Raw genomic sequence first — 26,376 nt, forward strand, 5'->3', positions numbered from 1 at the left:
TTCGTCACAAATTCGCCGTCTTGGCCAATTTTATGGTCAAGCCCACAACCCTGTGCTTGGAACCATAAATTGGCCGGTCATTGAAAGCATAATTTGACCGCTGCCTTTCCTTTAGTTGCGTCTCAACATCGACACGTGTTCCACGTTGCCGTGGCGATCGAGCAGGCCTCCATTCGAGCTAGCCCGCAGTGGAGCGCGCACTCATGGGTTTGCTCCAGGGAGCGCACTTCACTTCGGCGGTGCGATGTTGTCAGAGCGCTCTCGGACACCTGCAGGAGCCCCATGGCTCAATCGATCGAGGAATTCGAGCGGCTGATTGGTATGGGCGCAGCGCAAGCGGACATCTTACGCATGAGTGGCGAAGCTGGCCGGCTGTTCTGCGGGAGCACCCCTCACGATACGAGGCAGGTGGTTTGCCGCCTCCTGATAGCAATCACGCCAATGAGATAGTGTATCAACACCATTACATGTAATGATTACTTGTAATGAAGCTGGAGCCGTACGATGCCACGAAAGAAAAGCAGCCCATCGCCCGGGGCGATCGCCCAGCGACGCTTCCGGGAACGCATGCGGGACATGGGGCTGTCTCCCTATCAAGTCTTCATCCGGGAGGAGCACAAGGAAGCCCTCTCGCGCATTGAGCAGACCCTGCGTTTACCCACCCTTCCTTCCTACGTCTACCTCATGGACAACCAAGCAATGGCACATCAGTGGACAACCCGTTCCTTGTTCGAGGCCTTGCAGGCCTCCGATTACGTCAAAGAAGGCCGCGCACGGATCAGCTTGGAGCATGCTCCTGAAGCGGTGATCCATATCGAAGCCCACGATCATGGCGATCTGCCTATGCAGATGCTGGCTTCCGGTACCGAGGTGCACGTATCGACCGTGCTCTGCCTGGCGTCGAGCGTGAAGGATCGCGGCACCTTCAACGACGCGTGCCTGCGCCTGAATCCGATCTACCCGCTATCGAACATCGGCCTGAGCACCGTGCACGGCAACGATGCCTACATCGTGTTCGGCCAGCTTTCGGCGCTGTCGCCGTTGGCCAACGTGATCGAGGAGATCCATACCCTCGGCCACTGCGCCACGCAGGCAGCCCACGAACTCCACTCCCATCTGCACTGAGGCAACCATGGCCATCATCGAGAAACTCATTACGCTGGTGCGCGGCACCGCCACCGAAGCCGGCCAGGCCATCGTCGACCGCAACGCGATCACGATATTGGAACAGGAGATCCGTGATTCGAATACCGCCCTCGACCAGTCGAAGGTCGACCTGACCAAGCTCATGGCCGAGCGGAAGATCGCCAGCGACAAACTGGACGCCAAGAAAGCGAAGGTCGCGGACTTCAATGCCACCATCCAGAAGCTCGTGGACAAGGGTGACCAGCAGGCGCTGGCGCTTGAGGTCGCCGGCAAGGTCGCTGCGCTCGAAAACGAAATCACCTCGGACAGCGCGACGATCAAGGGCATGGACGACAACATCGAGCGGCTGCGCGGTTCGATCCGCCAGGCCGAATCGACCGTCGAGCACCTCACGCGCCAGATCGACACCGTGAAGGCCACCGCTTCCGTGCAACGCGCCCAGGAAGCAATCGCGTCGCGCACGTCGGGATCGAACGCCAAGCTGCGCACCGCCATGGATTCGCTGGACCGCATCCAGGAGCAGCAGCGCCTGAAGGACGCCCAATTGGATGCCGCGAAGCAGCTGGAAGAGAGCAGTGGCGACGGCGACCTCCAGAAACGTCTGCAGGCCGCGGGGGTCGCGCCTGCCGATACGGCCGCGGCAGACGTACTCGCACGCTTCACCAAGCCGGCCGGCTGAGACGGCATCACGCCGGCGGCGCGAATCGCACGCTGCCGGCCCTACTCACAGGGGCGAAAGGACACACCATGTTCGGAAATTTGTTCGGCAAGAAGGCCGAAGCCTCGACTGCGGCCGGCGCATCGCGCGGCTTGGGCGGCTTCCGGCTCGGGGGCGCCGTCGTCGTCGATGCCCTGCTCTTCAAGGCCAACGCCGGCGCGTTCGGCTTCGAGCCACCCGCGGGCGATCAACCCATCGAAGCATTGGGCACGGTCGATCTGGGCGGGGGCACTTTTCTGTACCGCTGGTACGTCGAGGACGACGCCTGGTATCAGGTCAAGGCGACGGCGGGCCAGGTCGACGAGATCAAGCTGTTCGTGTTCGCCGACACCATCAATCCACCGACCGTCGACGCCTTCCGCCAGTGGGTTGAGCCTGCGTCCGATCTCGGCAAGCCTGCGTTGACATTCAACGGCCGCACCTACAGCCGCGTCTGGGGAGACGGTGCAGCCAATGCATGGGCGCCCCCGATCGTCTACGACGAATCGGTCACCCATCCCGCTGGTGGGCCGGACGATTTCACCATGACGCATTACTCGATGCTGTACGAGCGCGAGGTCGAGGGCCTGCCCGGTCGTTTCGAATACCTGTTCGTCACCGCAGAGGACTACGGCCCGAACAACTTCGACGTCGTCTATTCGCTGGGCACCGACGTCAGCGACGCCGACCTGTCGATGACCTGAGCCAAGGAAGGAGAAAACCGTGAAACGATCCACTACCGCTTCGCTGGTGCTGATGGGGCTGGCCCCGTTGCTGCTCACCGCTTGCGACGATCCGCCGGCACCGACACAGCAAAGCTTTACCACGGTCGACGGCTGCGTCACCGCCGGCGTGCCGCGCGACACATGCCAGACAGCGCACGACCAGGCAGTCGCCAACGCCGAAAAGGACAGCCCGCACTTCGGCACATTGGAGCAATGCATTGCCCAGTTCGGCGCAGACATGTGCCAGCAGTCCGGCGGCGATCATGGCTCCTTCTGGATGCCGATGCTCGGCGGCTTCATGATCGCCCGCCTGTTCGACAACTCCAACAACACGTCGTATGTACCGGTGGGGCCGATCTACCGTTCTGCCAGCGGCGGCTATTACTCACCGCCCAGCAACGGTGTCTACGGTGGCAGTTACCGTTCGAGCTCAAGCGGATGGAGCTCGGCAGCCAGCAGCGACGGCAGCAGCGGATCCGGTTCCCGCGCGATCACGGACAGCCGTGGCGGCTTTGGTTCGGCGCACGCCGCGGCGGGTGGCTGGGGCAGCTGACCATGCGTCGCATCGCAATCACCCCACGTACGGATTGGCAACGGACGGCGGAGGCCTACGGCTTTCGCTTCCACACGATCAGTGGAGAGATGTACTGGAACGAGTCGGCGTATTACGCCTTCTCCCTGCAGGAAATCGAACGGGACATCGAAGACCCGACCGGCGAAATCCACCAGATGGCGATGTCCCTGGTCGGCGATGTACTGCGCAGCGAAGCGCTTCTCACGAAGCTCGCGATTCCATCGTCCCATTGGGACTGGATCGCGGACAGCTGGCACCGGGGCCAGCCGCATCTCTATGGACGCATGGATCTCGCTTACGACGGCAGCGGTCCAGCCAAGCTCTACGAACTGAACTACGACACGCCGACGTCCCTGTATGAAGCGGCCTTCTTCCAGTGGATCTGGCTGGAACAGCAGATCGAGCGTAACGCGCTGCCGAAGGGTGCCGATCAATACAACAGCATCCAGGACAAACTGGTGTTGGCGTTCGCCGAGCTGGCGAAGGGGCTGCCACGACCGTTCTACTTCAGTGCGGTGCGCGGGAGCGTTGAGGATCAGGGAACAGTCGACTACCTGCGTGACTGCGCCCAGCAAGCGGGACTTGCCGCCGGCACCATCGCCATCGAGGACATTGGCCTGTCCACCACGGGTACGTTCACCGATCTCGACGACATCGTCATCGGCACCTTGTTCAAGCTGTACCCGCTCGAAGACCTGTTCGCCGATCGGTACGGCTCCGCATTGCCGACGTCCGGCCTGCAACTCATCGAGCCGCCGTGGAAATCGGTGCTCAGCAACAAAGGCATCCTGCCCTTGCTGTGGGAGCGCTACGAGGGTCACCCCAGCCTGCTTCCAGCCTATTTCGAGGCGGAGAATCCAACGCCGCTTCCGGACGGATGGGTGCGCAAGCCGCTCTTTTCACGCGAGGGCGCGAACATCCGCATCCGAACATCCGAGGGCGACACCCTGGAGTCGGACGGCCCGTATGTCGGCGCACCCTTCATCCGACAGGCCTTTCACCCGTTGACGAAGTTCCCGGGCGGATATCCGCTCATCGGAAGCTGGGTCGTCGGCGACGCGCCGGCCGGCATGGGGGTGCGCGAAGACGCAGGACTCATCACGCGCGATACCTCGCGGTTCGTACCTCACGTGATTCTGAACTGACCGCTCGAGCTTCACCGCTCGAAGTCCGCTTCGGGCATTGCATCGAGTGTCTGAATCCGCAACACCAAACAAAGGGTGGAATCGTATGTTGAAGGACTTGACTGTCAAATCAGAAAGCCATTCCGGGCTCATCAAGCTTGCGGCGATCGCGATCGTGGCAATCGTCGTGCTATCGGGCTCGTTCTTCGTCGTGCAGCCCAGCGAGATGGCGGGAATCCGCTGGATGGGCGGCAAGGTCGTCACCGCCGAACCCTTGGGGCCTGGCGTGCATTTCAAGGTGCCGCTGATAGAAACCGTGGACCGCCTTCAGACCAGCCGCTCGATCTACACGCTGGCTGGGCTCGACGTCTACACGAACGACAACCAGAAGGTCACGATCGACATCAGCGTCATCTATCAGATCCCCGGGCGGTCTGTGTTCAATCTGCTCTACAAGATCGGCCGGGCCGGTGCCGTGGATATCGATTCCACACTGCTGCCTGTCGTTCGCGATCGCGCTTTGGAGGCCTTCGCCAAATACAACACCCTGTCGATCAGCGATCAGCGCGCCCAGATCACGGCCCAGATGCGGAACGCGATCAGCCAAGGGCTCGGCAGCCTCTTCGGCGTCGACGTGATCGACGTCCAGCTCACGGGGATTCACTACTCACCCGTCTTCGAAGCGTCGATCGAGCAGGCCGTGAAGGCCAAGGCCGATGCGGTGCAAGCCGAGAACACGGTCGCGCGCGCAAAGTACGAAGGTGAGCAAGCCACGGTGCTTGCCGCGGCTCATGCGAAGGCGGCCGTCGAAGCCGCTCAGGGCCGCGCCGACTCTCAAGTGATCGAGGCGAACGCCCAGGCGAAGGCCGCCGAAACGATCGGTGCTGCGTTACGTGCAAATCCGGAATACACGAAGTTCTACGGCCTCCAACACTGGAATGGCGTTCTGCCGTCCGTCACCAGCGGAGGCATCCCGCTGATCGACCTCGGCAAATCGGCGCCCAAGGAAAACTGATCCTCAAGTGCCCGAGAACGTAGCGCGCCGGGTGCTGTCGGCCCGGCATGCGGGTAATGATTCGAATCCCACCGACGTCCCCCGCTACTGAAAGCGGGGGGACGTCGGACTAGTAATCAGCTCCACCGGCGAGATGATCCTGATCAATCTGCCCGCATGTGCAACGTTGCTCGGTTTGGTGATCGCGATTCATCGTCGCACACATTCTGATACTCGGATGAGCCGGCCTCAGCCTGCGGCAGAAACATCTTTGAAGACTTGGATCCGCGTCGGTCGTCAGCCGGCTGTCCTGCCGGACGCCCGCAGGTGCCTTAAGGCCAATCTATGCTTTCCAAAAATCATAGTTTGGCCAAAACGGCCAAACTATGGTTTCCCGCACACAACCCTGACGTGCCTCGCGGCCCCCTCCTGTACCGCCTCGTACAAAAATTTTCCGTCAACCCCTTTTCGTGGCCGCACGGCGCCTCCATAGTCGGTGCTCCCCCCGCGAGGTCGCGCCAGTGTCCATCCCCAGCGCCGTCAAGAGCACGCCCATCGAAGGGCGCCAGCAACTGATCGATTACCTCGCCGCCGGCGAAAAGCCGCGCGAGGCGTGGCGTATCGGCACCGAGCACGAGAAGTTCGGCTTCCGCACCGACGACCTGCGGCCACCCACCTACGAAGGCGAGCGCGGCATCCGTGCGCTGCTGGAAGGCATCGCCGCACGCTACGGCTGGGAAATTGCCCGCGAGGGCGAGTTCCCCGTGGCGCTGGTCCGCGACAAGGCCAACATCACGCTGGAACCCGCCGGCCAGCTGGAACTCTCCGGCGCACCGCTGGAAACCATCCACCAGACCTGTTGCGAAGTGAACCAGCATCTGGAGGAGGTCCGTTCCATCGCCGATCCGATGGGCGTCGGTTTCCTCGGCATGGGCTTCCAGCCGAAGTGGCGGCGCGACGAAATGCCGTGGATGCCCAAGGGCCGCTACAAGATCATGCGCGAGTACATGCCCAAGGTGGGCAAGCTCGGCCTGGACATGATGACGCGCACCTGCACCGTGCAGGTTAACCTGGATTTTTCCAGCGAAGCGGACATGGTGAAGAAGTTCCGTGCCAGCCTCGCCCTGCAGCCGATCGCCACTGCATTGTTCGCCGACTCTCCGTTTACCGACGGTCGTCCAAACGGCTACCAGTCCTTCCGCTCGCACGTGTGGGAAGACACCGATGCCGACCGCACCGGCATGCTGGACTTCGTGTTCGAGGACGGCTTCGGCTACGAGCGTTACGTCGACTACGCCCTCGGCGTGCCGATGTACTTCAGCTACCAGGACGGCCGCTACATCGACCTCGCCGGGCAGGACTTCAAGTGCTTCATGGCCGGCGAGCTCTCTGCAGCGCCGGGCGTAAAAGCCACCATGAAGGACTGGGCCGACCACCTCACCACCGCCTTCCCCGAAGTGCGACTCAAGCAGTACCTGGAAATGCGCGGCGCCGACGGTGGTCCGTGGAACCGCCTGTGCGCACTGCCCGCGCTGTGGGTGGGCCTGCTCTACGACGACGAGGCGCTGGAGGCGGCCTGGGACCTGGTCAAGGATTTCTCCATGGCCGAGCGCCACGCGCTGCGCAACGGCGTGCCGAAGGAAGCGCTGAAACTCTCCTTCCGCCACGGCACCGTGCGCGACCTTGCGCGCGAGACGCTGAAGATCGCCGCCCACGGCCTGGCGCGCCGCGCCAGGCTCAACCGCAACAATGCCGACGAACGCATCTATCTCGAACCGCTGCTCGAAATCGTCGAAGCCGGCCAGACGCCCGCCGAGCGCAAGCTGGAGCTGTTCCGTGGTGCATGGGGCGGCAGCGTGGACCCGGTGTTCCGCGAGTTCGCCTACTGAGCCACGGGCCGCGGTCAGGCATCCGCAAGCTGGTGCAGCCACTTCCGGAACGCCGCGGCCAATTCCGAATCGGGCCGGTCCGCTGGCGACACCAGGTAGTAGCTCTCGCGTGAGACGATGCTGAGCCCACCAATGCGCAGCAGCGAACCGGCGGCCATGGCGTCAACGACCAGCCGACTGCGCGCCAGTGCCACGCCCTGCCCGGCCTCGGCGGCCTGCAGCAGCAGGGCGGAATCGTTGAAGACCGGGCCGTATCGGCACTCCGCCATGGCAACCTCGGTCTGCGCGAACCAGTCCGCCCAGGACTGGAAATCATCCTGCAACAACAGGCCGCGCGACAGGTCGCTTGCATCTCGCAGCTTCTTCTGCCGGGCGTAGGCGCTCGTGGCAACGGGGAATATTTCCTCGCCGAACAGCTGCTCGCTACTCATGCCGGGCCAGCGCCCACCCCCGTAGCGGATGCCGAGATCGACCTCCTCGGTGCCGAGTTCGACCAGTTCCAGCGTGCTACGCAACTGGAAGTCGGCCATCGGGTATCCACGCAGAAAATCGCCCAGCCGCGGCACCAGCCAGCGGCTGGCGAGCGACGGCGGCGCGGTGACTCTCAACCGTTGTCCAGGCCGCGTGCGGATCGCTTCGCCCGCCGTCGACAACTGCCGCAGCACGTCCTTCACCACAGCCAGCAATGCCTCCCCTGCAGCCGTGAGGCTCACGCCGCGGCGACCGCGATGAAAGAGCTTCGTGCCATAGAAGGATTCCAGCGCCCGGATCTGGTGGCTGACCGCGCTGGTGGTCAGATGCAGCTCGTCGGCGGCATGTGCGAAATGCAACAGCCGCCCCAGCGCCTCGAACGTGCGCAGGGTGTGCATCGGCGGGAGCAGGTATTTCATCGTTGAACGACATTCATCGCAGGGTGAGGAATTATCACTTCACCGCCCTCGACCGCTCCACCAAGCTTTCGCGGCCGCTGCTGCGGATCCTCGACGTCGTCACCGGGTAGATCGATGAAAACAATGATGCGAATCCTGCTGACCATCATGCTCGCCGCCGCTGCAGCCGCTGCGCCGGCGCACGCCGCGACGCTGAGGCACGGCTGGCAGAGCGTGGACGGCGTTCACATCTTTTACCGGGAGGGCGGGCCGCCAGAGGCGCCGACCGTGGTGTTCCTGCCGGGCAATCCGCTGTCCTCGATCCAGTACGAAAAGGTGATGGAGGATCTGGCCGCCGTGCAGTCTCTGCACGTGATCTCGCTGGACTATCCGTCGTTCGGCTATTCCGACGCGCCGAGTCCCGGCACCTACGCCTACACTTTCGACCATCTGGCCGAAACCGTGCGCGACTTCCTGAAGGCACGCGGCATCGCTCGCTATGCGCTGTACATGCAGGACTATGGCGTGCCGGTGGGCTTCCGCCTGATCTGCGCCAATCCCACGGCCATCACCGCGATCGTGGTGCAGAACGGGGTCATCCATCTGGACGGCTTCCCTGCGGCACAGGATCCGCACGGCGAGCTGCGCAGCCATTGGGTGCAGCGCAATGCCGGACTGGACAGCCGCCGCGCCGCCTACGCGCGTTCGCTCGGCTATCCGCAAGCCGGCTGGAACGACGAGGAACAAGTCGGCCCGGACGTGATGTGGCTGGCGGCGTCGGCGGAACAACGCCCGGGCGTCATCGAGGCACGCAACGACCTGTGGTTCGACTACGGCAGCAACGTGGCCCGCTATCCGGCCTGGCAGGCGCAGCTGCGACGGATCAAGGCGCCGCTGCTGGTGCTGTGGGGCAAACGCGACAGTTACTTCACCACGCCCGGCGCCTATGCCTATCGTCGCGACGTACCGAGCGCGGAGGTACACATCCTCGATGCCGACCACTTCGCAACGCTGCAGATCCCGGATCGGATCGCCGCCCTGCTGGGCGATTTCCTCCAGCGCCACCACATTGTCCCTACGAAAGCACCGGCCACCGGCGGCTGAGAAGCGGACGCCATCGTCCGAGCGTGCCTTCCATGACGGGAAACGAAAGGGCCGGCTTGCGCCGGCCCTTGCCACTTATTTCGTGCCGCCTTTCGGCGCGTCCTTCAGGCCGCGGTTTTCCAGCATCGGCTCGATGCTGGGATCCTGGCCGCGCCAGTCCTTGTAGAGCTTGGACAATTCCACGGTGTTGCCGCGCGAGAGGATCATGTCGCGGAAGCGCTGGCCGTTTTCGGCGGTAAGGCCGCCGTGTTCGCTGAAGCCCTGGAAGGCATCGTCGGCCAGCATCTGCGTCCACAGGTAGGCGTAGTAGCCGGCGGAGTAGCCGTTGCTCCAGATGTGCAGGAAGTAGCTGGAGCGGTAGCGCGGCGGCACGTAGCTGAGGTCCACGCCGTCCTTCTTCAGCGATTCGGCCTCGAACTTGTCCGCGTCCTGCTTGGGCGCATCGGCGCCGAGCATGTGCCAGTTCATGTCGAGCATGGCGGCGGCCACCAGTTCGGTCATGGCATAGCCGCTGTTGAACTTGCCGGCCTTCTGCATCTTGTCCACCAGCGGCTGCGGCATCGGCGCACCGGTCTGGTAGTTCTTGGCGAAGTTCGCGAACACCTTGGGATTGCTGGCCCAGTGCTCGTTGAACTGCGACGGGAACTCCACGAAGTCGCGCGCGGTGGCGGTGCCGGACAGGCTGGGGTACTGCTCGTCGGCGAACATGCCGTGCAGGCCGTGGCCGAACTCATGGAACATGGTGATCACGTCGTCCCATGACAGCAGCGCGGGCTGGCCAGCCGCAGGCTTGGTGAAGTTGGCGACGTTGTAGATCACCGGCTTGGTGCCGAGCAGCTTGGACTGGCCGACGAAGTTGTCCATCCAGGCGCCGCCGTTCTTGTTGTCGCGCTTGAAGTAGTCGCAGTACCACAGCGCCAGCGACTTGCCGTCCTTGTCGAACACTTCGAACACGCGCACGTCCGGGTTGTATACCGGGATGTCGTGGCGCTCCTTGAAGGTGAGGCCGTAGAGCTGGTTGGCGGCGTAGAACACGCCGTTCTGCAGCACGTTGTCCAGCTCGAAATACGGCTTGATCTGCGACTCGTCGAGGTCGTACTTGGCCTTGCGCACCTGCTCGGCGTAGTACTGCCAGTCCCACGGCTCCAGCTTGAAGGTGGGCTGGTGCAGGGCAGCCTGGTCCTTGTCGATCTGCGCCTGGATATCGGCGGCCTCCTGCCTGGCGCGGGCCACGGCGGCCGGCGCCAGTTTCTCCATGAAGCCCATCGCGGCTTCCGGCGTCTTCGCCATCTGGTCCTGCAGCGTCCACGCGGCGTAGTTCGGAGAGCCCAGCAGCTTGGCCTCCTGCGCACGCAGCTGCGCGAGCTGCTCGATGATGTCGCGGGTATCGTCGGCGTTGCCCTTCTCGGCGCGGTTCCACGAAGCCTCGAACAGCGCCTTGCGGGTGTCGCGGTCCGTCAGGTACTGCAGCGCCGGCTGCTGCGTGGTGTTCTGCAGCACGATCACCCACTTGCCGGCCAGCCCGCGATCCTTGGCAGCCTGCGCGGCGGCGGCGATGTCCTCGTCCGGCAGCCCGGCCAGCTTGGCCTTGTCGTCCACCACCAGCGCGCCGTCCTTCGCGGCGGCGAGCAGCTTGTTGTTGAACTGCGCCTCCAGCGTGGATTCCTGCTGGTTGAGCGCCTTCAGCTTGGCCTTGTCGGCATCGGACAGCTTGGCGCCGTTGTGCACGAACTGGCGGTAGGTCACTTCGACCAGGCGCAAGGATTCGGGATCGAGCTTGAGCGTGTCGCGCTGGTCGTACACCTTCTGCACGCGGTCGAACAGCTTGCTGTCGAGGTACAGCTCATCCTGGTGCGCGGCGAGCTTGGGCGCCTCCTCCTCCTGCACCTTCTGCAGCGCGTCGTCGGTATTGGCCGAGGTGACGCCATTGAACGTCATCTCCACGCGGGTCAGCAGCGCGCCGCTCTTTTCCAGCGCCACATAGGTGTTGTCGAAGGTGGGGGCATCGGGGTTGTCCGCGATCTTCCGCCATTCGGCGAGCTGATCGGCCATGCCTTTCTCGATCGCCGGCTGGTAGTCGCCGTCCTTGATCTTGTCGAACTCCGGCGCCTGGAACGGCAGCGTGCTGGCGGCGAAGAACGGATTGGTGGCGTTCGTATCGGTCACGGCTGCGGTGCTCGCGGACTTGGCCGGTGCGGTAGAGGCCGGCGTCGGCTGGCTGGCTTCGTTCGGACCCTGCGAACAGGCGGCAAGGGCGATGCTGGTGGCGATGGCGAGGGTGCGTAGGCGGAGCATACGGTTTCCAGGTCGGTGCGCGCGAGGCGCAGGCAAAAGAGTCGTTAGCCGCCGAATGTAACGACAACACCGCTGTTTTTGCCAGCCGCAGCGCAGCGAAACGCCGTGTCAGCCAGGGCGCACATCACGCAGCTGCCATGCCGCGCCGATCAGCCAGTTCAGGCGCTGGCGCAGCAGGCTCATCGGCAAAACGGTAAGCACGTCCACCTCGACGTGCAGATCCGCCACGCGCGCCTGCACTTGCGCCTGACCATCCGTGGCGCCCAGCGAGGGATCGACCGCATCCGGATCCGGCTGTTTTGCGCACCAGTGCTCGAACAGCGTGCGGCTGCGCAGCGCCTCCTGCAGGGCCGCGGCGAAATCGCCGGGGCCGGCACCGCTCCAACTCAGCGCGGGATCGCTGCCCCGTGCCCGGGCGAGATCGGCGATGGAAAGGTAGTAATGGTTGCGGTTGGTCATGGTTTCTCCCTGCAGGTGTTCACCAGCATGCGCACGGCCCGGCATGCCGGATGTGAATCAATCAGCCAGTCCGGCCAGGTCGAGCCCGGTTGCTGCCCGCGCCGGCGCCACGCCATGCGGCAACACGCCGAGGCAGGGCGCGGGCAGCAGTTCACGCAGGGTGGCAAGGTTTTCCTCCACCGCCTCCATCGCAGGATCAACGCGATTGGCGATCCAGCCGACGAGGCGGCAGCCATCGGCACGAATCGCCTCCGCGCTGAGCAGCGCGTGATTGAGGCAACCCAGGCGCATGCCCACCACCAGAATCACCGGCAAATCCCACTGCTTCGGAATGTCGGAAGCGAACAGGCCAGGCGCCAGCGGAACGCGCCAACCGCCCACCCCTTCCACTACGACGGCGTCGTGTCCAGCGCACAACGCATCGAATGCGGCGCGCAAGGGCGGCAACGCGATCGTCGTGCCTGCGTGCGCCGCAGCCAGATGCGGTGACAAGGCATCGCGCAGCGCCACCGGGTTGCTCTGCGCATACGCCGGCAGCGGCGTGCTGCTGGCCGCGCGCAACGCCAGTGCGTCCTCGTTCTGCAAACCCTGTGGCGTCTCGACGCAACCGCTGGCCACCGGCTTCATGCCGGTGGCGCGCAGGCCCGAAGCGCGCAGCGCATGCAGCACGGCGCACGAGGCATGTGTCTTGCCGATGCCGGTATCGGTGCCGGCGACGAACAGTGCCGCGCTCATCCGGCAGGATGCCGGCGCTTGTACCACGTGGTCACCGGACCGATCAGGCCAAGCAGGACATATTCGAAGCCCGCCAGCGACAGCAACCCTTCGGGAACCAACAGTGCAGTGAGCGCCGAGAGCACCCCGATCGCAGTCGGAACGGCCCACGACACCATTCTGATGCCGGCCCGTCGGCGCTCCTCGCTGCCTGCAGGCCACAGGCGTGCGGCGTGCCGGAAGAGCAGAGTCAAGGTGCCGGCCATGGAGGTATAGGCAAGGCCGTAGCAGACGAACATCGTCCGTGCCTCGCTGGACAGCTGCACCGCGACATCGCTGGAGAGCACGCCGCCGCTGAAGCCATAGCACGCCGAGCCGTACACCATGTGCAACGGATAGACGAAGATCAGCGCGAAGAAAACCAGCAGCAGCGACAACAACAGGCCGGTTCGCGTGGCTCGCGTGCACAGGTGGCGCCACTGCACATGGCCGTGCCACATCCAGGCGATCTGCGCGAAGCACAACGCCGCCGCCGGTACACCGGCCAGGATATGCAGCAACTTCTCCGCCGTGTTCGGGATGGTTTCGCCACCGATTGCCAGCAAGGTCAACGTGAACGCGAACGCGCCGTCCACGAACATGTCCAGCCGCCCTGCCTCGATGCCTTCGCGATGTTCAACCAAGCTCATGCGCAGTCCTGTCCGTAACGACACGCGCATAATACGGACTTTGCCAGCGGATCCATGCCATGTTCGAAGTGAAAGCACAGGCCCATGCGGACAAGCGGGAGCATTACGCCGACCTCGTGCAGCAGGCGCGCGGCCTGATGGCCGGTGAGCGCGACCTGATCGCGAACGCAGCGAATTTCTCTGCGCTGCTGTTCCACAGCCTGCCCGACCTCAACTGGGCCGGCTTCTACCTGTACGACGGCAACGAACTGGTGGTCGGCCCGTTCCAGGGCAAGCCTGCCTGCATCCGCATCGCATTGGGCCGTGGCGTGTGCGGTACGGCCGCACAGACGCGGCAGACGCAGGTGGTGCGCGACGTCAACGCGTTCGACGGCCACATCGCCTGCGACGCCGCCTCGCAGTCGGAGATCGTGGTACCGCTGGTGAAGTCCGACGGCAGCCTGCTCGGCGTATGGGATGTGGACAGTCCGCACGTGGCGCGCTTCGACGAGGACGACCGCGCCGGCATGGAGGCTCTGTGCGCGGTGTTCATGGAGCTCGCCGCGGCATAACGCCGCGCCTCATGCCGTCGGTATCAGCCGCGCGGCGTGCGCAACAACTCCACCACCCGTGCACGCGCCTCGTCCACGCCGGTGTTCGCGGGCGAGGAAAACACCTGCGCGGTGGCGTGCAGGCCGTCGGGAAAGCTCTTGCGCATCGCCGCCAGCGCCTGCGCAGCCTGATTGCGCGAAAGCTTGTCGGCCTTGGTCAGCAAGAGATGGCAGGGCAGGCCGGTGGCGAAGCAGAAGTCCAGCATCATCCGGTCGAATTCCTTGAGCGGATGACGGATATCGGCGATCAGCACCACGCCGCGCAGGCTCTCCCGACGATGCAGATAGGCATCGATCTCCTGCTTCCAGTGCGCGCGCAGTTCCTCCGGCACCTTGGCGTAGCCGTAGCCGGGCAGGTCGATCAGGCGCGCGACCAGCGGCGCCTCCCCGTCGCCCTGCGCCAGCGGTGGCAACGCGAACGCCACCATCTGCTGGGTGCGGCCGGGCGTCTTGGAGGTGCGCGCCAGCCCCTTGTGGCCGGTGAGCGTGTTGAGCGCGCTGGACTTGCCGGCGTTGGAGCGCCCGGCAAACGCCACCTCAGCGCCCTGGTCGGCAGGCAGCTGGTTGACGCGGTGGGCGGCGAGCACGAATTGCGCGCCTTGCAGGAGGTTGGGCATGGTTTGACCGGAGCGCGAAGGCATGGGGATAATCCGACGGTTTCTGCCCGTGGCGCCGATACCGACCGGCGATGGCAGCCTTCGACAGTTTCTGAGAGGGGAAGTGTATGGGTTTTCGGTTCGCAGGTTTTCGACCCGCTGCGCTGGGCTACGCCGCAGTCCTGATCTTCGCCTTGAGCGCGAGCGGGGTGGCGGCGCAGTCCGCGCCGGCCAAAGCCACCACGGCCGCCAACCCTGCCGCCGCCACACCGGCCGCCCCGACCACCACGGCTGCTGCTGCGCCCGCCGCCGCTGAAGCCGCGGCCAAGCCTGGCGATGCCACTGCGGGCCAGGCCAAGGCCGCCGCCTGCGGCGCCTGCCACGGCATGGACGGAAACTCCACCGATCCGCAGTACCCCAAGCTGGCCGGCCAGAGCGAGCAGTACATCGTCCGCCAGCTCGAGAACTTCAAGAGCGGCAAGCGCCAGAACCCGATCATGCTCGGCATGGCCACGCCGCTGTCCGAGCAGGACATGCACGACGTCGGCGCCTACTTCGCCAGCAAGACCGCCCTGCCCGGTGTGGCCGACCAGGCGCTGGTCGAGCATGGCCAGCAGTTGTTCCGCGAAGGCGACGTCACGCGCGGCATTCCCGCCTGCATGGCCTGCCACAGCGCCGACGGCCGCGGCAATCCTGGCGCGGAGTATCCGCAACTGGAAAGCCAGCACGCGCAATACATCGAAGCCCAGCTCAAGGCCTGGCACGACGGCAATGCCTGGGGCACGGACGCGCACTCGCAGATCATGCCCAGCATTGCCCAGAAACTGGATGCGAACGACATCGCCGCCGTGGCCAGCTATATCGAGGGCCTGCACCCGGCCGCCGTCGATCCGCAACAGGCCGCCTCGCCCTGACCGACTCCCGGGCGCACCGGCCCATGCCGGCGTGCCCTTCCTGCTTCGCCCATCCCCGAGGTAATCCCATGTTGAAGCGTCTGCCGTTCCTGTGCGCCGCCCTGCTGGCGCTGGCCGCCTGCGGCCAATCCACCGACAACGGCACCGCCGCGCCAGCCACCACCAGCACCGCTGCGAACACGCCTGCGGCACCCGCCACCGCTCCGGCTCCGGCCAGCACGGCTCCGACCAGTGCCGCCCCGGCAGCGAACGCCAGCACCGCCGCTCCGGCAGCCGCTGCCACCGCTGCCGCCACGCCCGCCGCGCCGCCGGCCCAACCGTTCGTGGACAACGGCCAGTGGGTCGAGGGCAAGGACTACCACCGCATCGATCCGGTACAGCCCAAGTACGTCGCCACCGACAAGATCGAGGTGGTGGAGGTGTTCTCCTACGCCTGCCCGGCCTGCAACGCCTTCCACGGCACGATGGACCAGATCGAGAAAAGTCTGCCAGCGAATGCCGTGGTGCACTACCTGCCTTCCTCGATGCGCCCTGACGAAAACTGGGTGGTATACCAGCGCGCCTACTTCGCCGCCGAGGCGCTGGGCGTGCGCGCCAAAGCTCACGACGCGTTCTACGACGCCACCTGGAAGACCGGCGAAACGGCCACCTACGACCTGTCCACGGGCCAGCCCAAGCCCAAGGCTGCATGGCCGACGATCGAGGACATCGCGAAGTTCTATGCCAAGTTCGGCGTCGATCCCAAGGAATTCGTCGCGGTGGCCAACTCCTTCTCGATCAACACCAAGATGAAGCAGGCCGACGACATGCAGAGGGCTTATGGCGTGAACGAGACGCCCAATATCGTTGTCGACGGCAAGTACCGCGTCTCGCCGCACGAGGTGGGCAGCTTGCAGCGGACGATCGACCTGGTCCAGTGGCTGGTGGCCAAGGAAGCTGCCGGCAAGTAATCCGGAATCGCGGCCCCGTCTCCACCATCCAACCGAGCACCCCTTGATGAAACATCTCGCCCGACTGCGCACCCTGAGCCTGTTCGCCGGCCTGTTGCTGGCCACCGCCTGCACCGCGCAATCCAGCACCGACGCGTCTGCGCCCTACACCGAAGGCGACCAGTACGTCACCTTGCCTGGCCCGCACCAGCGTTACAGCAACGTGGGCAAGGTGGAGGTGGCCGAGGTTTTTTCGTACGGCTGCATTCATTGCGCCGAGTTTTCGCCCATCGCCGACAAGCTGAAGAAATCGCTGCCCGCAGGCGTGAAGTTCGAACTCGTGCCGGCCCCCTTCAGCGACGAGTGGTTGCCGTACGCACGCGCCTACTACGCGGCAGACAAGCTGGGTGTGGTGGACAGCACCCACCTGCAGCTGTTCCAGGAAAAATTCGTCCAGCACTACCCGATGAACTCGCTGGACGAGCTTGCCGATTTCTACGCGCGCCATGGGGTGAACCGCGATACCTTCATGAGCCTCGCCACCTCCGATGCGGCCACCACCAAGCTGAAAGCCGACCTGGCACTGATTCGCACCTGGGGCGTCGACGGCACACCGAGCATCGTGATCGACGGCAAGTACCGCGTCACCAACGTGAAGACCCTGGACGAACTTTCCGCCATCACCCAATGGCTGGCCAAGCGCGAACTGGACGAAGTGAACAAGGGCGGCAAGTGACGCCCTGATCGAGGCCGCCGCGGAGATTCACGTCCGCGGCGACCTTGTGCGTGTACCGTACACAGCCCCATGGAACGTGCCACGCCAGCCCCCAAAGAACGCCGCCTGCGCCTGCTGAGCTGCAACATCCTCGCCGGCGCCAGCGTGCAGCGTTATAGCGAATACGTCACCCGCAGCCTCAACGCCGTGCTGCCGGGACGCGCCAAGATCGCCAACCTCGACAGCCTCGCCGCCCTGCTGCCGCAGTTCGACGTGGTCGGCTTGCAGGAAGCGGACGCCGGCAGCCTGCGTTCCGGCTTCCTCAATCAGACGCGCTACCTCGCCGAAGCCGCCGGCATGCCTTACTGGAGCCACCAGCCGAACCGCCCCGTGGCCGGGTTGTCGCACACCGCGAACGGCCTGATCAGCCGCATCGAACCCAGCATGGTGCTGGACTATCCGTTGCCCGGCCGCGGCCGTGGCGCCTTGCTGGCGCGCTTCGGCACCGGCAAGCACACGCTGGCCGTGGTCATCGCCCACCTCTCGCTGGGTGCCGCTTCGCGCGCGCGGCAACTGGGCTTCATCACCGAGATACTGGAAGACCAGCCGCACGCCGTGCTGATGGGCGACCTCAACACCGATGTCGAAAGCCCCGAGATGCGCCGGTTGTTCGCACGCTCGCGGCTGCAGCCGCCCGCACAGGCCACGCCCACCTTCCCGAGCTGGAGGCCGAAGCGGGCGCTGGATCACATCCTTGCCTCGCCCACGGTGGTGCTGGAGAAGGTGTGGACGCTGCCGCAGGCGTTTTCGGATCATCTCGCACTGGCAGCGGAAATCCACCTGCCCGCGCATACCGGAGAACACGGATGAAGATACGCAAACTGCTTCCCTGGCTGCTGATCGCACTGGCCGGCTTGGGTGCGGCATGGCTGCGCTATGGCCTGATCGAACAGCCGGCATTCGCGGAGCTCTGCACGGCGGCGCAGGCGCCCGCGTGGTGCGCGCTGCGACAGGGACTGGTGGTTGGTTTCCTGCACGACGTGTACGGCATCGCGGCCGTCGTCCTCGCCGCCCTGGCACTGCTGCGCCGCTCGTCCGGATGGGCATGCCTGGCCGCGATGCTGGGCGCATTCGCGCTGCAGCTCTACAACTACGAGCCAGGCGCAATGGCGCTGCTGGTCGGCTGCCTGCGCCTCGTGCATCTGCAGGGCGCAAGCAACAGGCAAGCGACGGCTATACCCGCCCGGTGACCGGAATCAGCGCGCCGGTAATCGCGCTGGCCGCGCCGGACAGCAGGAACACGATCACGCCCGCGAGCTGCTCGGGCTTCACCCAGCGCTCGAAATCCGCGTCGGGCATGTCGGCACGGTTCGGCGGGGTGTCGATGATGCTGGGCAACAGCGCGTTGACAGTGATGCCGCGCGGCTTGAGTTCCTCGGCCAGCGATTCGGTGAGGCGCATCACGCCGGCCTTGGACGCGGTATAGGCACCCACGCCGGCACCGGCCTTCAGCGCGGAATTCGCGCCGATGTTGACGATGCGTCCATGCCCGTCGGGCAGGTGCGCCAGTGCGGCCTTGCTCGCCGCCACCGCAGTGCGCAGGTTGACCCGGTAGAGCAGGTCCCAGGTGTCGGGGTCGCCGTCGGCCAGCGTCTCCCAGCGGAAGGTGCCGGCGATGTTCACCAGCGCATCGATACCACCCAGCGCCTCGGCGGCGGCATCGACGGCACGTTTCGCCTCGGTGGTGCCGGAAAGATCCACTCCGCCGAAACCATGCGCCGCACCCAGGTTCGCCGGCACCGGCGCGCGGTCGATCGCCGCTACCTGCGCGCCCGCGTCCAGCGCGGCGCGCACCATCGCCGCCCCCAGCGTGCCGAAGGCACCGGTCACCACGATGCGTTGCTTGTCGAGGCGCATGTCCATCCTTCCATTCAAGGGGAGTCGCCGAGCATAACCGGCACGGCCCGCGCGCGTCGCCATGCGGCGAACACCGACGCGGCGATCGAGACATTGAACAGCAACCAGAGCCAGGTCACCGGGTTTTCGCCCAGCTCCAGCGCCACCACCGCGCCGCCCAGCACGGGCAGCCACGCGGCGAGAAACAGCGCTTCGCGCGAGGGCATGCGCCTGCGCTCGTCCAGCCATGCGGTCAGCGCATAACCCACGCAGGGCAGGGCGAACACGCCCAACGGAAAATCGCGGTAGCGGCCATCGAACACCAGCAGCAGACCGTACAGCGCCAGCACGAACAACCAGGCGTTGCGCAACCGGCCTGCCGGCGCCGGCTTGAACGGCGCGCTAGCCAGCCGTCCCGCCAGCCAGCTCGCCAGCCGCAACGCGGTGAACAACGCGACCAGGCATGCGGCGACGGAGACCGACCATTCCCACGCACCGCGGCATGCGTAAATCATCTGGCGGATCTGCCACGCCATCGCGGTGCCGCTGGCAAAACCGGCCACTCCGAGCGCGAGCCAGCCACGCCGCCGCTGCCAGCGCCGGCGGCGCAAACCCGCCAGCACGAACAACAGCGCACACACCGCGCCGCCCAGCCACCCAAGCCACCACTGTTGGACTTCGACCACCGGCCCCTGCATCGCGAACTTGGGCCGCGCATGCGTATCGAAGATGCCCCAGTAGCCACCCACCGTGCCTTCCTGCGCGCGCTTCCACGGCAGATCGAATGCTTCGATCACGTTGTACGGCAGATCGACCTTGCCGGCGTAAGCAAGGAATTCGCGCAGGTAGCGCGCCTCGTTCACCACGCTGGCGGCTGCGCCACGGCGCTGCCGGCCTTCGCTCGGCCAGCCGGTTTCGCCGATCATCACGCGCTTGCCGGGAAACGCTTGCCGTACTTTCGCGTACACGTCCGCCACATGCTGGATCGCACGCTCGGGCGGCACCGGCTGGTCCTCCCAATAAGGCAGGATGTGGATGGTGATGTAGTCCACCGTGCTGGCGAGCTGCGGGTGGCGCAACCAGAACTCCCATACATCGGCGTAGCTCACCGGGATCGACGCAGGCAGAGCCGCGCGCACTTCACGGATGTAGCCGGCCAATACCGCTTCGGACAGGTCGCCGCGCAACAGCACCTCGTTGCCCACGATCACCGCGCGCAACACCTGCGGATACTTGCGTGCGGTGGCGACGCCCAACTCGATCTGCCTGGCGTTCGCCCTGGCATCGCTTCCCAGCCAGATGCCCATCAGCACCTGCATGTGATGGCGCGCGGCGATCTCCGGCACGGCGGAAAGGCCCTGCCCCTGCGAATACGTGCGCACGCAGTCGAAGCGCTGCGACAACGCACTCAGGTCGGCATCGATGCGCTCGGGAGGGATGAAGGCATTCACGTCGTAGGGCGTCTCGCCTTCGAGCCGGAACGGCTGATAGGACACGCAGGCGATGCGCGCGGACGGCGCATCCGGCAAAGCGACCGGGCGGCCGAGCAGCCACCACCGGGCCGCGCCTGCGAGCGCGAGCAGTGCCAGCACCGACCAGGCAACAAGGCGACGGCCGCGGGACGAGGGTGGGAACGACATGCGAGCCTGCAAAGGGCGGAAGCGGATGCGTCAGCTTATCAGGCATGCGCGGAACCTCGGCCCATGCGCGAGGCGGTGTTTCCGGCTGCATCCACTACAATCCGCACAGGGATCACCGAGGAGTTTTCATGTTCGCGAAGGCCGCGCCCCGGCGCCATTCCCTCACCGTACTGATTGCGTGCTGCAGCCTGCTCGTCAGCTTGGGTGCACGCGCCGCCACTTCCATCGACACCCAGCGCGCCGCCTTCAGGCAAGCCTGGGCAGCGGCCCAGCAAGGCGGCGACGGCTGGCACGCGTGGGACGCGCAACTGCGCAGCTACCCGCTCTACCCCTACCTGCCCGCTGCCGCGCTGGAGCACGACATCCAGCAGATCGACCTGCCCACGGTGCAGGCCTATCTGGCGCAGTACCCCGACCTGATTCCCGCGCAAGACCTGCGCCGCGACTTCCTGCTGGAACTCGCGCGCCGCCAGGACTGGAACGGCTTCCTCGCGTTGTATCAGCCCGGCACGAACGACACGCTCGCCTGCGATGCCCTGCAGGCGCGCCTGGCCAACGGCGCCGCGCTGGATTTCGACCGCGATCTCGCCGTGCTGTGGGCCAAGCCCGAGCTGCCCGGTGCCTGCACTCCCGTGCTGCAGGCCGCGCAGGAACAAGGCCTGCTGACCACGCCGCGCCTGTGGTCGCGCATCGAGCGCGCCGCCGATGCCGGCAAGGGCGGCACCATTTCCGTACTGGCCGCCTGGCTGCCTGCGCCGCAGAACCAGGAAGCGCAATGGCTGGCGCAGGCGCTGCGCGATCCGCAGTCTGCCGTGGCCGCCGCGGCGAACTGGCCCGACACCGCGCATGCGCGCCTGGCGGCATCGCTGGCGCTGCAAAGCATGGCGCGGCGCGATACCGACAACGCCGACGCTGCGTGGCAGCAACTGCAGACGCACCTCAGCTTCAGCGCCAGCCAGCGCGATGCGATCCGGCGCACGCTGGCGATCTTCCACGCCAGCGACTACGACCCCGACGCGCTGCAACAGCTGCTCGCCCTGCCCGCCTCCGCGCAAACCGCCACCACCCGCGAATGGCGCGTGCGCGTGGCGCTGGCCGCCCAGGACTGGCCCGGCGTGCTGGCAGGCATCGCGGCCATGCCGACGGATCAACAGCAGGGCGACGAATGGCGCTGGTTCCGCGCACGCGCCCTGGCCGCCACCGGCCATGCCGAGCAGGCGCAGGCCATCTACGCCGACCTTGCGAAACAGACCACGTTCTTCGGATACCTCGCCGCCGACCAGGCCAACCAGCCCTATGCGATCTGCCCGCAGGCGCCGATCGACGATCCGCAACAGGAACAGGCGCTGCTGGAGCAGCCTGGCCTGCAGCGTGCCTTCGAATTGTTCGCGGTGGGCTTGCAGAAGCTGGCGCGGCGCGAGTGGGCGCGCGCACTCGACGGCAGCGACGAACGCACGCAGGTGCTGGCCGTGGAACTCGCCGATGCCCGCGGCTGGTACGACCGCGCCGCGTTCACGCTCAATCATGGCGAGGCGATGCATTACTACACGCTGCGCCTGCCGCTGGACAGCCAGATCGGCGTGGTGGAACAGGCCAAGCAATCCGGCATCGATCCCGCCTGGGCTTACGGCATCCTGCGCTCCGAAAGCGCGTGGATGAGCGACGCACGCTCGGGGGCCGATGCGCGTGGCCTGATGCAGCTGGTCCCCAGCTCGGCAGCGGCAGTCGCCCGCAGCAACGGCATGGCGTGGACCGGCGGCGACAGCCTGTACGACCCGGCGACCAATGTCGCCCTAGGCACGCGCTACCTTTCGCAACTTGCGGAGCGCTACAACGGCGCGCCCTGGCTCGCCAGCGCCGCCTACAATGCCGGCCCCAGCCGACTGAACCAATGGCTTTCGGCGCGAGGTTCGCTGGCACCCGATCTGTTCATCGCCACCATGCCGTTCAAGGAAACCCGCGAATACGTGGCCCGCGTGATGGACTACAGCCTGATGTACGACTGGCGCCTGCATGGCAACGCCCTATCGATCGCCACCCGACTCACCCCGATCGGCCAGCTCTATGCGCTGCCGAACAGCATGACGCCGCGCAAAGCGGTGGATTGCGCGGTGACAGCGACGCCAATAGCGCCCGCAAGTTCGGCAACAGCGCCTGCCACAGCCGCGTCCGTAGTCACCCGGACGAGTCAATGAGCATGCACTAGGCAGGCTGTACGGCCGCCACGAGCGCGGGCGCGGTGTCCAGGGAGAAGCCTACCCGCTCCACCATGCCACAATCCCTTCCATGCGCATCTATCTCGTCGGCGGCGCGGTCCGCGACAAGTTGCTGGGAAGGCCGGAGGGCGACCGCGATTACGTGGTGACGGATGCGCGCCCGGACGATCTGCTGGCTCTGGGTTATCGACCGGTGGGCAAAGACTTTCCCGTATTCCTGCACCCGCAGACCGGCGAGGAATACGCGCTGGCGCGCACCGAGCGCAAGAGCGGGCACGGCTACCACGGCTTCCTGTTCCAGGCCGATCCGTCGGTGACGCTGGAACAGGATCTGGCGCGGCGCGACCTCACCATCAATGCCATCGCGCAGGACGAAGACGGCACGCTGACCGACCCTTACGGCGGCGCGCGCGACATCGAGGCGCGCCTGCTGCGCCATGTCTCGCCGGCCTTCGCGGAAGACCCCGTGCGCCTGCTGCGCGTGGCGCGCTTTGCCGCACGCTTCGCGCCGCTGGGTTTCCGCGTGGCGGACGAGACGATGGCGCTGCTGCGGCACATGGTGGCCGAGGGCGAGGTGGATCACCTGGTTCCCGAACGGGTGTGGGCGGAGACGCGCAAGGCGCTGACCGAGCCGCAGCCTTCCGCCTTCCTGCGCGTGCTGCGCGAAGCGGGAGCGCTGCGCATACTGTTTCCCGAAGTCGATGCTTTGTACGGCGTACCGCAACGCGCCGAGTTCCATCCCGAGATCGACACCGGCGTTCATGTGGAAATGGTGCTGGATGCGGCGGCGGCGATTGCTCCGGGCGACGACCTGGTGGGTTTCTGCGCACTCACCCACGATCTCGGCAAGGCGCTGACGCCGGCCGACGAACTGCCGCGCCACGTGATGCACGAGCAGCGCGGCGTGGCACCGCTACGCACGCTGACGGCGCGACTGAAGGTGCCCGCCGAACATGCCACCCTGGCCGAACTGGTGTGCCGCGAACACCTCAATGCGCATCGCGCGCTGGAATTGAAGCCGGCCACAGTGCTGAAGCTACTCGCCGTGCTGGATGCGCTGCGCCGGCCCGAGCGACTGGAAACCTTCCTCGCCGCCTGCCTCGCCGACAAGCGTGGCCGCCTGGGTCACGAGCATGACGATTACCCGCAGGCCACGTATCTGCGGCAAGCCCGCGAGGCCGCAGCAGCGGTGACCGCGGCGCCGTTCGTGGCGCAAGGACTGGCTGGCCCGGCGATAGGTGTGGCGATGGAACAGGCGCGCGTCGCGGCGATCGCCAAAATGAAACTATGTAACATCTAAGCCGATGCGGGTATAACGCCTTCGGGACGCCAGCCCGTGCCGTTCCTCCGTTTCCCTGCCGTCTGGAGCTGACCGTGCCGCGCGCCCTGTTTTCCCCGTCTCCGCTGCGCCAGCGTTTCCGCCCCCTGTGGTGGCTGGGCGTCGCCTTCCTCGTGATCTGCTTTGTCACTCGTGTCGCGTTGCTGGTGATGTCGGGCGGCAACGTGTCACCGAACCCGGTGAACTGGCTGTATGCGTTCGGCGTGGGCCTGGGCTACGACCTGATCACCTTCGTGTACCTGGCATGGCCGATGGTCCTGTTCCTGTGGCTGGTGCCGACGCGGCGCGCGCCCGTCGCTGGTGCAAGCCGCTGGCTGGCTTATCTCGTCGGCATGGCAGTGCTGTACGCGGCCACGCTGGGCGTGTGCTTCCTGCTGTGGCATGTGCACGTGCACGAGTCGTGGCCGATCCTCGCGGTGTTCCTGTTCTTCCTGCCGATGCCGGCGTTGGCGTACAACCGCGCCAGCGGCCAGTGGGGGCTGTATGTCCTCGGACTGGTGCTGTTGTACGGCCTGCTGTTCGTGGCAGCGTCGGAGCTGGTGTTCTGGAACGAATTCAGCTCGCGCTTCAACTTCATCGCGGTGGACTATCTCGTCTACACCACCGAGGTGATCGGCAACATCCGCGAGTCCTACCCGATCGGCACCTGGCTGGCGCTGCTGGTGGTGGTGGCACTGGTGGCCTTCGTGCTGAGCCGGCGCGGTCTGCGCGCGCGCGACGACGGCAGCACGCTGTGGCAGCGTGCCCGCGTGCCGCTGGTGTGGCTGCTGCTCACCGTGATCTCGGTGGCCGGGGTGAACGGTGAGATGAAGGACCGCACCACCAACAACTACGTCAACGAACTGGCCGGCAACGGCATCTACCAGTTCTTCGCCGCCTTCCGCAGCAGCCATCTCGAATACAAGAAGTTCTACCAGTCGCTGCCCGACGACGAGGCGTTCAAGCTGCTGCGCGAACAGCTCAAGGCGCCGAATGCCACTTTCACCAGCAACGACCCGCGCGACCTCACCCGCGCGATCCGCGCGGCAGGACCGGAGAAGCATCTCAACGTGGTGCTGATCAGCGTGGAAAGCCTGTCCGGCGACTACCTCGGTACCTTCGGCAACAAGCAGGGCCTGACGCCCTTCCTCGACTCGCTGGTGGACAAAAGCATCTTCTTCGACAACCTCTACGCCAACGGCACACGCACGGTGCGCGGGCTGGAGGCGTTGTCGCTGTCGGTGCCGCCCACGCCGGGCGACTCGCTGATACGCGAGCACGGCAACGAAGATCTGTTCTCGCTGGCCGACATCTTCAACGATCGCGGCTACGAGTCGGAGTTCGTGTACGGCGGCTACGGCTACTTCGACAACATGAACTACTTCTTCAGCCACAACGGCTACAAGACGGTGGACCGCGGCGCCATCGCGCCGGGCACGCCGATCCACAGCCAGAACGTGTGGGGCGTGGCCGACGAGGATCTCTACACACTGGCCCTCAAGCAGATGGACGAGGCGCATGCCGCCGGGAAGCCGTTTTTCCTGCACATCATGACCACTTCCAACCACCGCCCGTACACCTACCCGGCGGGCCGCGTGAAGTGGCAGGCGCCGTCGCGACCCGGGTCGGTGGCTTACACCGATTGGTCGATCGAGGACTTCATCAAGCGTGCGCAGGCAAAGCCTTATTTCGCCGACACGGTGTTCGTGATCACCGCCGACCACTGCGCTTCCAGCGCAGGCAAGACCAGCATCCCGATCAACCACTACCACATCCCGTTGTGGATCTACGCGCCGCAGCAGTTCAAGCCGCAGCGCGTGGAAACCCTGCTGGGCCAGCTCGACATCCCGCCCACCCTGCTCGGCCTGCTCGACTTCAGCTATCGCTCGCGCTTCTTCGGCCAGGACGTCTTCAAAATCACGCCGGACCAGGGCCACGCGCTGCCCGGCACCTATGAGAAGCTGGGCTACGTGCACGGCGACACGCTCACCATCCTCGAACCGCGCAAGCGCCTCGAGCAGCTGAAGCCGAATTTCGCCACCGGCGATGCCACGCCCGTGGTGCCGGTGAAGCAGGATCTGGTGAATTCTGCGATCGCCTACTACCAGGTGGCCAGTGATCTCTTCAAGGATGGCGGATTGAAGCTGCGCGCGGACGACAATGCGAAGGTCGAGCCGCTGCCGGCAGCGGCGGCCACGATTGCTGCGCCGGCACCGGTCACGAGCGTTCAATAGCGATCACCGCGCACTCGCGCTCAACTCACACCCGCAACCGGGTGTGAGT

The 26,376-nt window shown here is 65.7% G+C and carries 25 protein-coding genes; 17 read left to right on the forward strand and 8 right to left on the reverse strand.

Annotation, left to right across the window (positions count from 1 at the left end; translation table 11 throughout):
- Window positions 1-504 precede the first annotated feature (504 nt).
- The 7 genes from ISP25_RS11660 (at window position 505) to ISP25_RS11690 (ending at window position 7,149) form a co-directional block, all read left to right on the forward strand.
- Window positions 505-1,125, forward strand: a complete 621-nt coding sequence (locus ISP25_RS11660; RefSeq protein WP_192155536.1) for a YjfI family protein — start codon at window positions 505-507, stop codon at window positions 1,123-1,125.
- Window positions 1,126-1,132: 7 nt separating this feature from the next.
- Window positions 1,133-1,825 carry a PspA/IM30 family protein gene (locus ISP25_RS11665; protein WP_192155538.1) on the forward strand — a complete coding sequence of 231 codons (693 nt, stop codon included), beginning with the start codon at window positions 1,133-1,135 and terminating at the stop codon, window positions 1,823-1,825.
- Window positions 1,826-1,893: 68 nt separating this feature from the next.
- On the forward strand, window positions 1,894-2,547 hold the full coding sequence (locus ISP25_RS11670) for a DUF2491 family protein (RefSeq protein ID WP_404614050.1): 654 nt from the start codon (window positions 1,894-1,896) through the stop codon (window positions 2,545-2,547).
- Between the two features lie 19 nt (window positions 2,548-2,566).
- Window positions 2,567-3,121, forward strand: a complete 555-nt coding sequence (locus tag ISP25_RS11675) for a DUF1190 domain-containing protein (RefSeq protein ID WP_192155542.1) — start codon at window positions 2,567-2,569, stop codon at window positions 3,119-3,121.
- Between the two features lie 2 nt (window positions 3,122-3,123).
- On the forward strand, window positions 3,124-4,287 hold the full coding sequence (locus tag ISP25_RS11680; RefSeq protein WP_404616307.1) for a glutathionylspermidine synthase family protein: 1,164 nt from the start codon (window positions 3,124-3,126) through the stop codon (window positions 4,285-4,287).
- A gap of 85 nt (window positions 4,288-4,372) precedes the next feature.
- Complete coding sequence (locus ISP25_RS11685; RefSeq protein WP_404614052.1) at window positions 4,373-5,281, forward strand: SPFH domain-containing protein; 909 nt, start codon at window positions 4,373-4,375, stop codon at window positions 5,279-5,281.
- 500 nt (window positions 5,282-5,781) lie between these two features.
- The gene (locus ISP25_RS11690) at window positions 5,782-7,149 is read left to right on the forward strand and encodes a glutamate--cysteine ligase (RefSeq protein WP_404614054.1); all 1,368 of its coding nucleotides are present in this window, start codon (window positions 5,782-5,784) and stop codon (window positions 7,147-7,149) included.
- A gap of 14 nt (window positions 7,150-7,163) precedes the next feature.
- Here the strand turns inward: ISP25_RS11690 and ISP25_RS11695 are convergent, their stop codons facing one another.
- Window positions 7,164-8,039, reverse strand: a complete 876-nt coding sequence (locus ISP25_RS11695; RefSeq protein WP_404614056.1) for a LysR substrate-binding domain-containing protein — start codon at window positions 8,037-8,039, stop codon at window positions 7,164-7,166.
- 126 nt (window positions 8,040-8,165) lie between these two features.
- Between ISP25_RS11695 and ISP25_RS11700 the strand changes: the two genes are divergently transcribed.
- Complete coding sequence (locus tag ISP25_RS11700) at window positions 8,166-9,122, forward strand: alpha/beta fold hydrolase (protein ID WP_225578196.1); 957 nt, start codon at window positions 8,166-8,168, stop codon at window positions 9,120-9,122.
- 75 nt (window positions 9,123-9,197) lie between these two features.
- On the opposite strand, the gene dcp is transcribed toward ISP25_RS11700, so the two are convergent.
- The 4 genes from dcp to ISP25_RS11720 form a co-directional block, all read right to left on the reverse strand.
- Window positions 9,198-11,417, reverse strand: coding sequence for a peptidyl-dipeptidase Dcp (dcp, locus tag ISP25_RS11705; protein WP_404614058.1), 2,220 nt, complete (start codon window positions 11,415-11,417; stop codon window positions 9,198-9,200).
- Window positions 11,418-11,525: 108 nt separating this feature from the next.
- A complete protein-coding gene (locus tag ISP25_RS11710) occupies window positions 11,526-11,876 on the reverse strand; it encodes a hypothetical protein (protein ID WP_404614060.1) in 351 nt (116 codons plus the stop codon).
- Between the two features lie 57 nt (window positions 11,877-11,933).
- Complete coding sequence (gene bioD / locus ISP25_RS11715; RefSeq protein WP_192155558.1) at window positions 11,934-12,611, reverse strand: dethiobiotin synthase; 678 nt, start codon at window positions 12,609-12,611, stop codon at window positions 11,934-11,936.
- Window positions 12,608-13,279: a TMEM175 family protein gene (locus ISP25_RS11720; RefSeq protein WP_192155560.1), complete on the reverse strand. Its 672-nt coding sequence runs from the start codon at window positions 13,277-13,279 to the stop codon at window positions 12,608-12,610. The genes bioD and ISP25_RS11720 overlap by 4 nt, the downstream gene beginning before the upstream one ends.
- A gap of 59 nt (window positions 13,280-13,338) precedes the next feature.
- Between ISP25_RS11720 and ISP25_RS11725 the strand changes: the two genes are divergently transcribed.
- Window positions 13,339-13,830 carry a GAF domain-containing protein gene (locus tag ISP25_RS11725; protein ID WP_404614063.1) on the forward strand — a complete coding sequence of 164 codons (492 nt, stop codon included), beginning with the start codon at window positions 13,339-13,341 and terminating at the stop codon, window positions 13,828-13,830.
- Between the two features lie 23 nt (window positions 13,831-13,853).
- On the opposite strand, the gene yihA is transcribed toward ISP25_RS11725, so the two are convergent.
- The gene (gene yihA / locus ISP25_RS11730) at window positions 13,854-14,486 is read right to left on the reverse strand and encodes a ribosome biogenesis GTP-binding protein YihA/YsxC (protein WP_192156070.1); all 633 of its coding nucleotides are present in this window, start codon (window positions 14,484-14,486) and stop codon (window positions 13,854-13,856) included.
- A gap of 107 nt (window positions 14,487-14,593) precedes the next feature.
- Between yihA and ISP25_RS11735 the strand changes: the two genes are divergently transcribed.
- The 5 genes from ISP25_RS11735 to ISP25_RS11755 all read left to right on the forward strand — a co-directional run bounded on the left by ISP25_RS11735 (window position 14,594) and on the right by ISP25_RS11755 (window position 18,273).
- Window positions 14,594-15,379, forward strand: a complete 786-nt coding sequence (locus ISP25_RS11735) for a c-type cytochrome (protein ID WP_404614065.1) — start codon at window positions 14,594-14,596, stop codon at window positions 15,377-15,379.
- Between the two features lie 68 nt (window positions 15,380-15,447).
- Complete coding sequence (locus ISP25_RS11740; protein ID WP_404614067.1) at window positions 15,448-16,329, forward strand: thiol:disulfide interchange protein DsbA/DsbL; 882 nt, start codon at window positions 15,448-15,450, stop codon at window positions 16,327-16,329.
- Window positions 16,330-16,375: 46 nt separating this feature from the next.
- A complete protein-coding gene (locus ISP25_RS11745) occupies window positions 16,376-17,044 on the forward strand; it encodes a thiol:disulfide interchange protein DsbA/DsbL (protein ID WP_404614069.1) in 669 nt (222 codons plus the stop codon).
- A gap of 69 nt (window positions 17,045-17,113) precedes the next feature.
- The gene (locus ISP25_RS11750) at window positions 17,114-17,893 is read left to right on the forward strand and encodes an endonuclease/exonuclease/phosphatase family protein (RefSeq protein ID WP_192155570.1); all 780 of its coding nucleotides are present in this window, start codon (window positions 17,114-17,116) and stop codon (window positions 17,891-17,893) included.
- Window positions 17,890-18,273 carry a hypothetical protein gene (locus ISP25_RS11755; protein WP_404614071.1) on the forward strand — a complete coding sequence of 128 codons (384 nt, stop codon included), beginning with the start codon at window positions 17,890-17,892 and terminating at the stop codon, window positions 18,271-18,273. The genes ISP25_RS11750 and ISP25_RS11755 overlap by 4 nt, the downstream gene beginning before the upstream one ends.
- Here ISP25_RS11755 and ISP25_RS11760 read toward each other — a convergent pair.
- Both ISP25_RS11760 and ISP25_RS11765 read right to left on the reverse strand, forming a co-directional pair.
- The gene (locus ISP25_RS11760) at window positions 18,257-18,940 is read right to left on the reverse strand and encodes an SDR family NAD(P)-dependent oxidoreductase (protein ID WP_404614073.1); all 684 of its coding nucleotides are present in this window, start codon (window positions 18,938-18,940) and stop codon (window positions 18,257-18,259) included. The genes ISP25_RS11755 and ISP25_RS11760 overlap by 17 nt on opposite strands.
- Before the next feature lie 14 nt (window positions 18,941-18,954).
- Window positions 18,955-20,559, reverse strand: a complete 1,605-nt coding sequence (locus ISP25_RS11765) for a glycoside hydrolase family 17 protein (protein WP_404614075.1) — start codon at window positions 20,557-20,559, stop codon at window positions 18,955-18,957.
- Between the two features lie 128 nt (window positions 20,560-20,687).
- Here ISP25_RS11765 and ISP25_RS11770 point away from each other — a divergent pair, with 128 nt between their 5' ends.
- The 3 genes from ISP25_RS11770 (at window position 20,688) to ISP25_RS11780 (ending at window position 26,327) form a co-directional block, all read left to right on the forward strand.
- A complete protein-coding gene (locus tag ISP25_RS11770) occupies window positions 20,688-22,754 on the forward strand; it encodes a transglycosylase SLT domain-containing protein (protein WP_404614077.1) in 2,067 nt (688 codons plus the stop codon).
- Window positions 22,755-22,845: 91 nt separating this feature from the next.
- Entirely contained in the window at window positions 22,846-24,075 is a 1,230-nt protein-coding gene (locus ISP25_RS11775) for a multifunctional CCA addition/repair protein (protein ID WP_404614079.1), read from the forward strand.
- Window positions 24,076-24,149: 74 nt separating this feature from the next.
- On the forward strand, window positions 24,150-26,327 hold the full coding sequence (locus ISP25_RS11780) for an LTA synthase family protein (RefSeq protein WP_404614080.1): 2,178 nt from the start codon (window positions 24,150-24,152) through the stop codon (window positions 26,325-26,327).
- The last annotated feature ends 49 nt before the right edge of the window (window positions 26,328-26,376 follow it).

It is taken from the genome of Rhodanobacter hydrolyticus, from assembly GCF_044904645.1.

Bases quoted from the DNA above. Each gene is read 5' to 3' on its own strand.
- ISP25_RS11700 (WP_225578196.1), top strand. From the start codon at position 8,166: ATGCGAATCCTGCTGACCATCATGCTCGCCGCCGCTGCAGCCGCTGCG.
- yihA (WP_192156070.1), bottom strand. From the start codon at position 14,486: ATGCCCAACCTCCTGCAAGGCGCGCAATTCGTGCTCGCCGCCCACCGC.
- ISP25_RS11745 (WP_404614069.1), top strand. From the start codon at position 16,376: ATGAAACATCTCGCCCGACTGCGCACCCTGAGCCTGTTCGCCGGCCTG.
- ISP25_RS11685 (WP_404614052.1), top strand. From the start codon at position 4,373: ATGTTGAAGGACTTGACTGTCAAATCAGAAAGCCATTCCGGGCTCATC.
- bioD (WP_192155558.1), bottom strand. From the start codon at position 12,611: ATGAGCGCGGCACTGTTCGTCGCCGGCACCGATACCGGCATCGGCAAG.
- ISP25_RS11670 (WP_404614050.1), top strand. From the start codon at position 1,894: ATGTTCGGAAATTTGTTCGGCAAGAAGGCCGAAGCCTCGACTGCGGCC.
- ISP25_RS11665 (WP_192155538.1), top strand. From the start codon at position 1,133: ATGGCCATCATCGAGAAACTCATTACGCTGGTGCGCGGCACCGCCACC.
- ISP25_RS11725 (WP_404614063.1), top strand. From the start codon at position 13,339: ATGTTCGAAGTGAAAGCACAGGCCCATGCGGACAAGCGGGAGCATTAC.
- ISP25_RS11740 (WP_404614067.1), top strand. From the start codon at position 15,448: ATGTTGAAGCGTCTGCCGTTCCTGTGCGCCGCCCTGCTGGCGCTGGCC.
- ISP25_RS11735 (WP_404614065.1), top strand. From the start codon at position 14,594: ATGGGTTTTCGGTTCGCAGGTTTTCGACCCGCTGCGCTGGGCTACGCC.
- ISP25_RS11760 (WP_404614073.1), bottom strand. From the start codon at position 18,940: ATGCGCCTCGACAAGCAACGCATCGTGGTGACCGGTGCCTTCGGCACG.
- ISP25_RS11765 (WP_404614075.1), bottom strand. From the start codon at position 20,559: ATGTCGTTCCCACCCTCGTCCCGCGGCCGTCGCCTTGTTGCCTGGTCG.
- ISP25_RS11750 (WP_192155570.1), top strand. From the start codon at position 17,114: ATGGAACGTGCCACGCCAGCCCCCAAAGAACGCCGCCTGCGCCTGCTG.
- ISP25_RS11680 (WP_404616307.1), top strand. From the start codon at position 3,124: ATGCGTCGCATCGCAATCACCCCACGTACGGATTGGCAACGGACGGCG.
- ISP25_RS11695 (WP_404614056.1), bottom strand. From the start codon at position 8,039: ATGAAATACCTGCTCCCGCCGATGCACACCCTGCGCACGTTCGAGGCG.
- ISP25_RS11720 (WP_192155560.1), bottom strand. From the start codon at position 13,279: ATGAGCTTGGTTGAACATCGCGAAGGCATCGAGGCAGGGCGGCTGGAC.
- ISP25_RS11775 (WP_404614079.1), top strand. From the start codon at position 22,846: ATGCGCATCTATCTCGTCGGCGGCGCGGTCCGCGACAAGTTGCTGGGA.
- dcp (WP_404614058.1), bottom strand. From the start codon at position 11,417: ATGCTCCGCCTACGCACCCTCGCCATCGCCACCAGCATCGCCCTTGCC.
- ISP25_RS11710 (WP_404614060.1), bottom strand. From the start codon at position 11,876: ATGACCAACCGCAACCATTACTACCTTTCCATCGCCGATCTCGCCCGG.
- ISP25_RS11660 (WP_192155536.1), top strand. From the start codon at position 505: ATGCCACGAAAGAAAAGCAGCCCATCGCCCGGGGCGATCGCCCAGCGA.
- ISP25_RS11770 (WP_404614077.1), top strand. From the start codon at position 20,688: ATGTTCGCGAAGGCCGCGCCCCGGCGCCATTCCCTCACCGTACTGATT.
- ISP25_RS11755 (WP_404614071.1), top strand. From the start codon at position 17,890: ATGAAGATACGCAAACTGCTTCCCTGGCTGCTGATCGCACTGGCCGGC.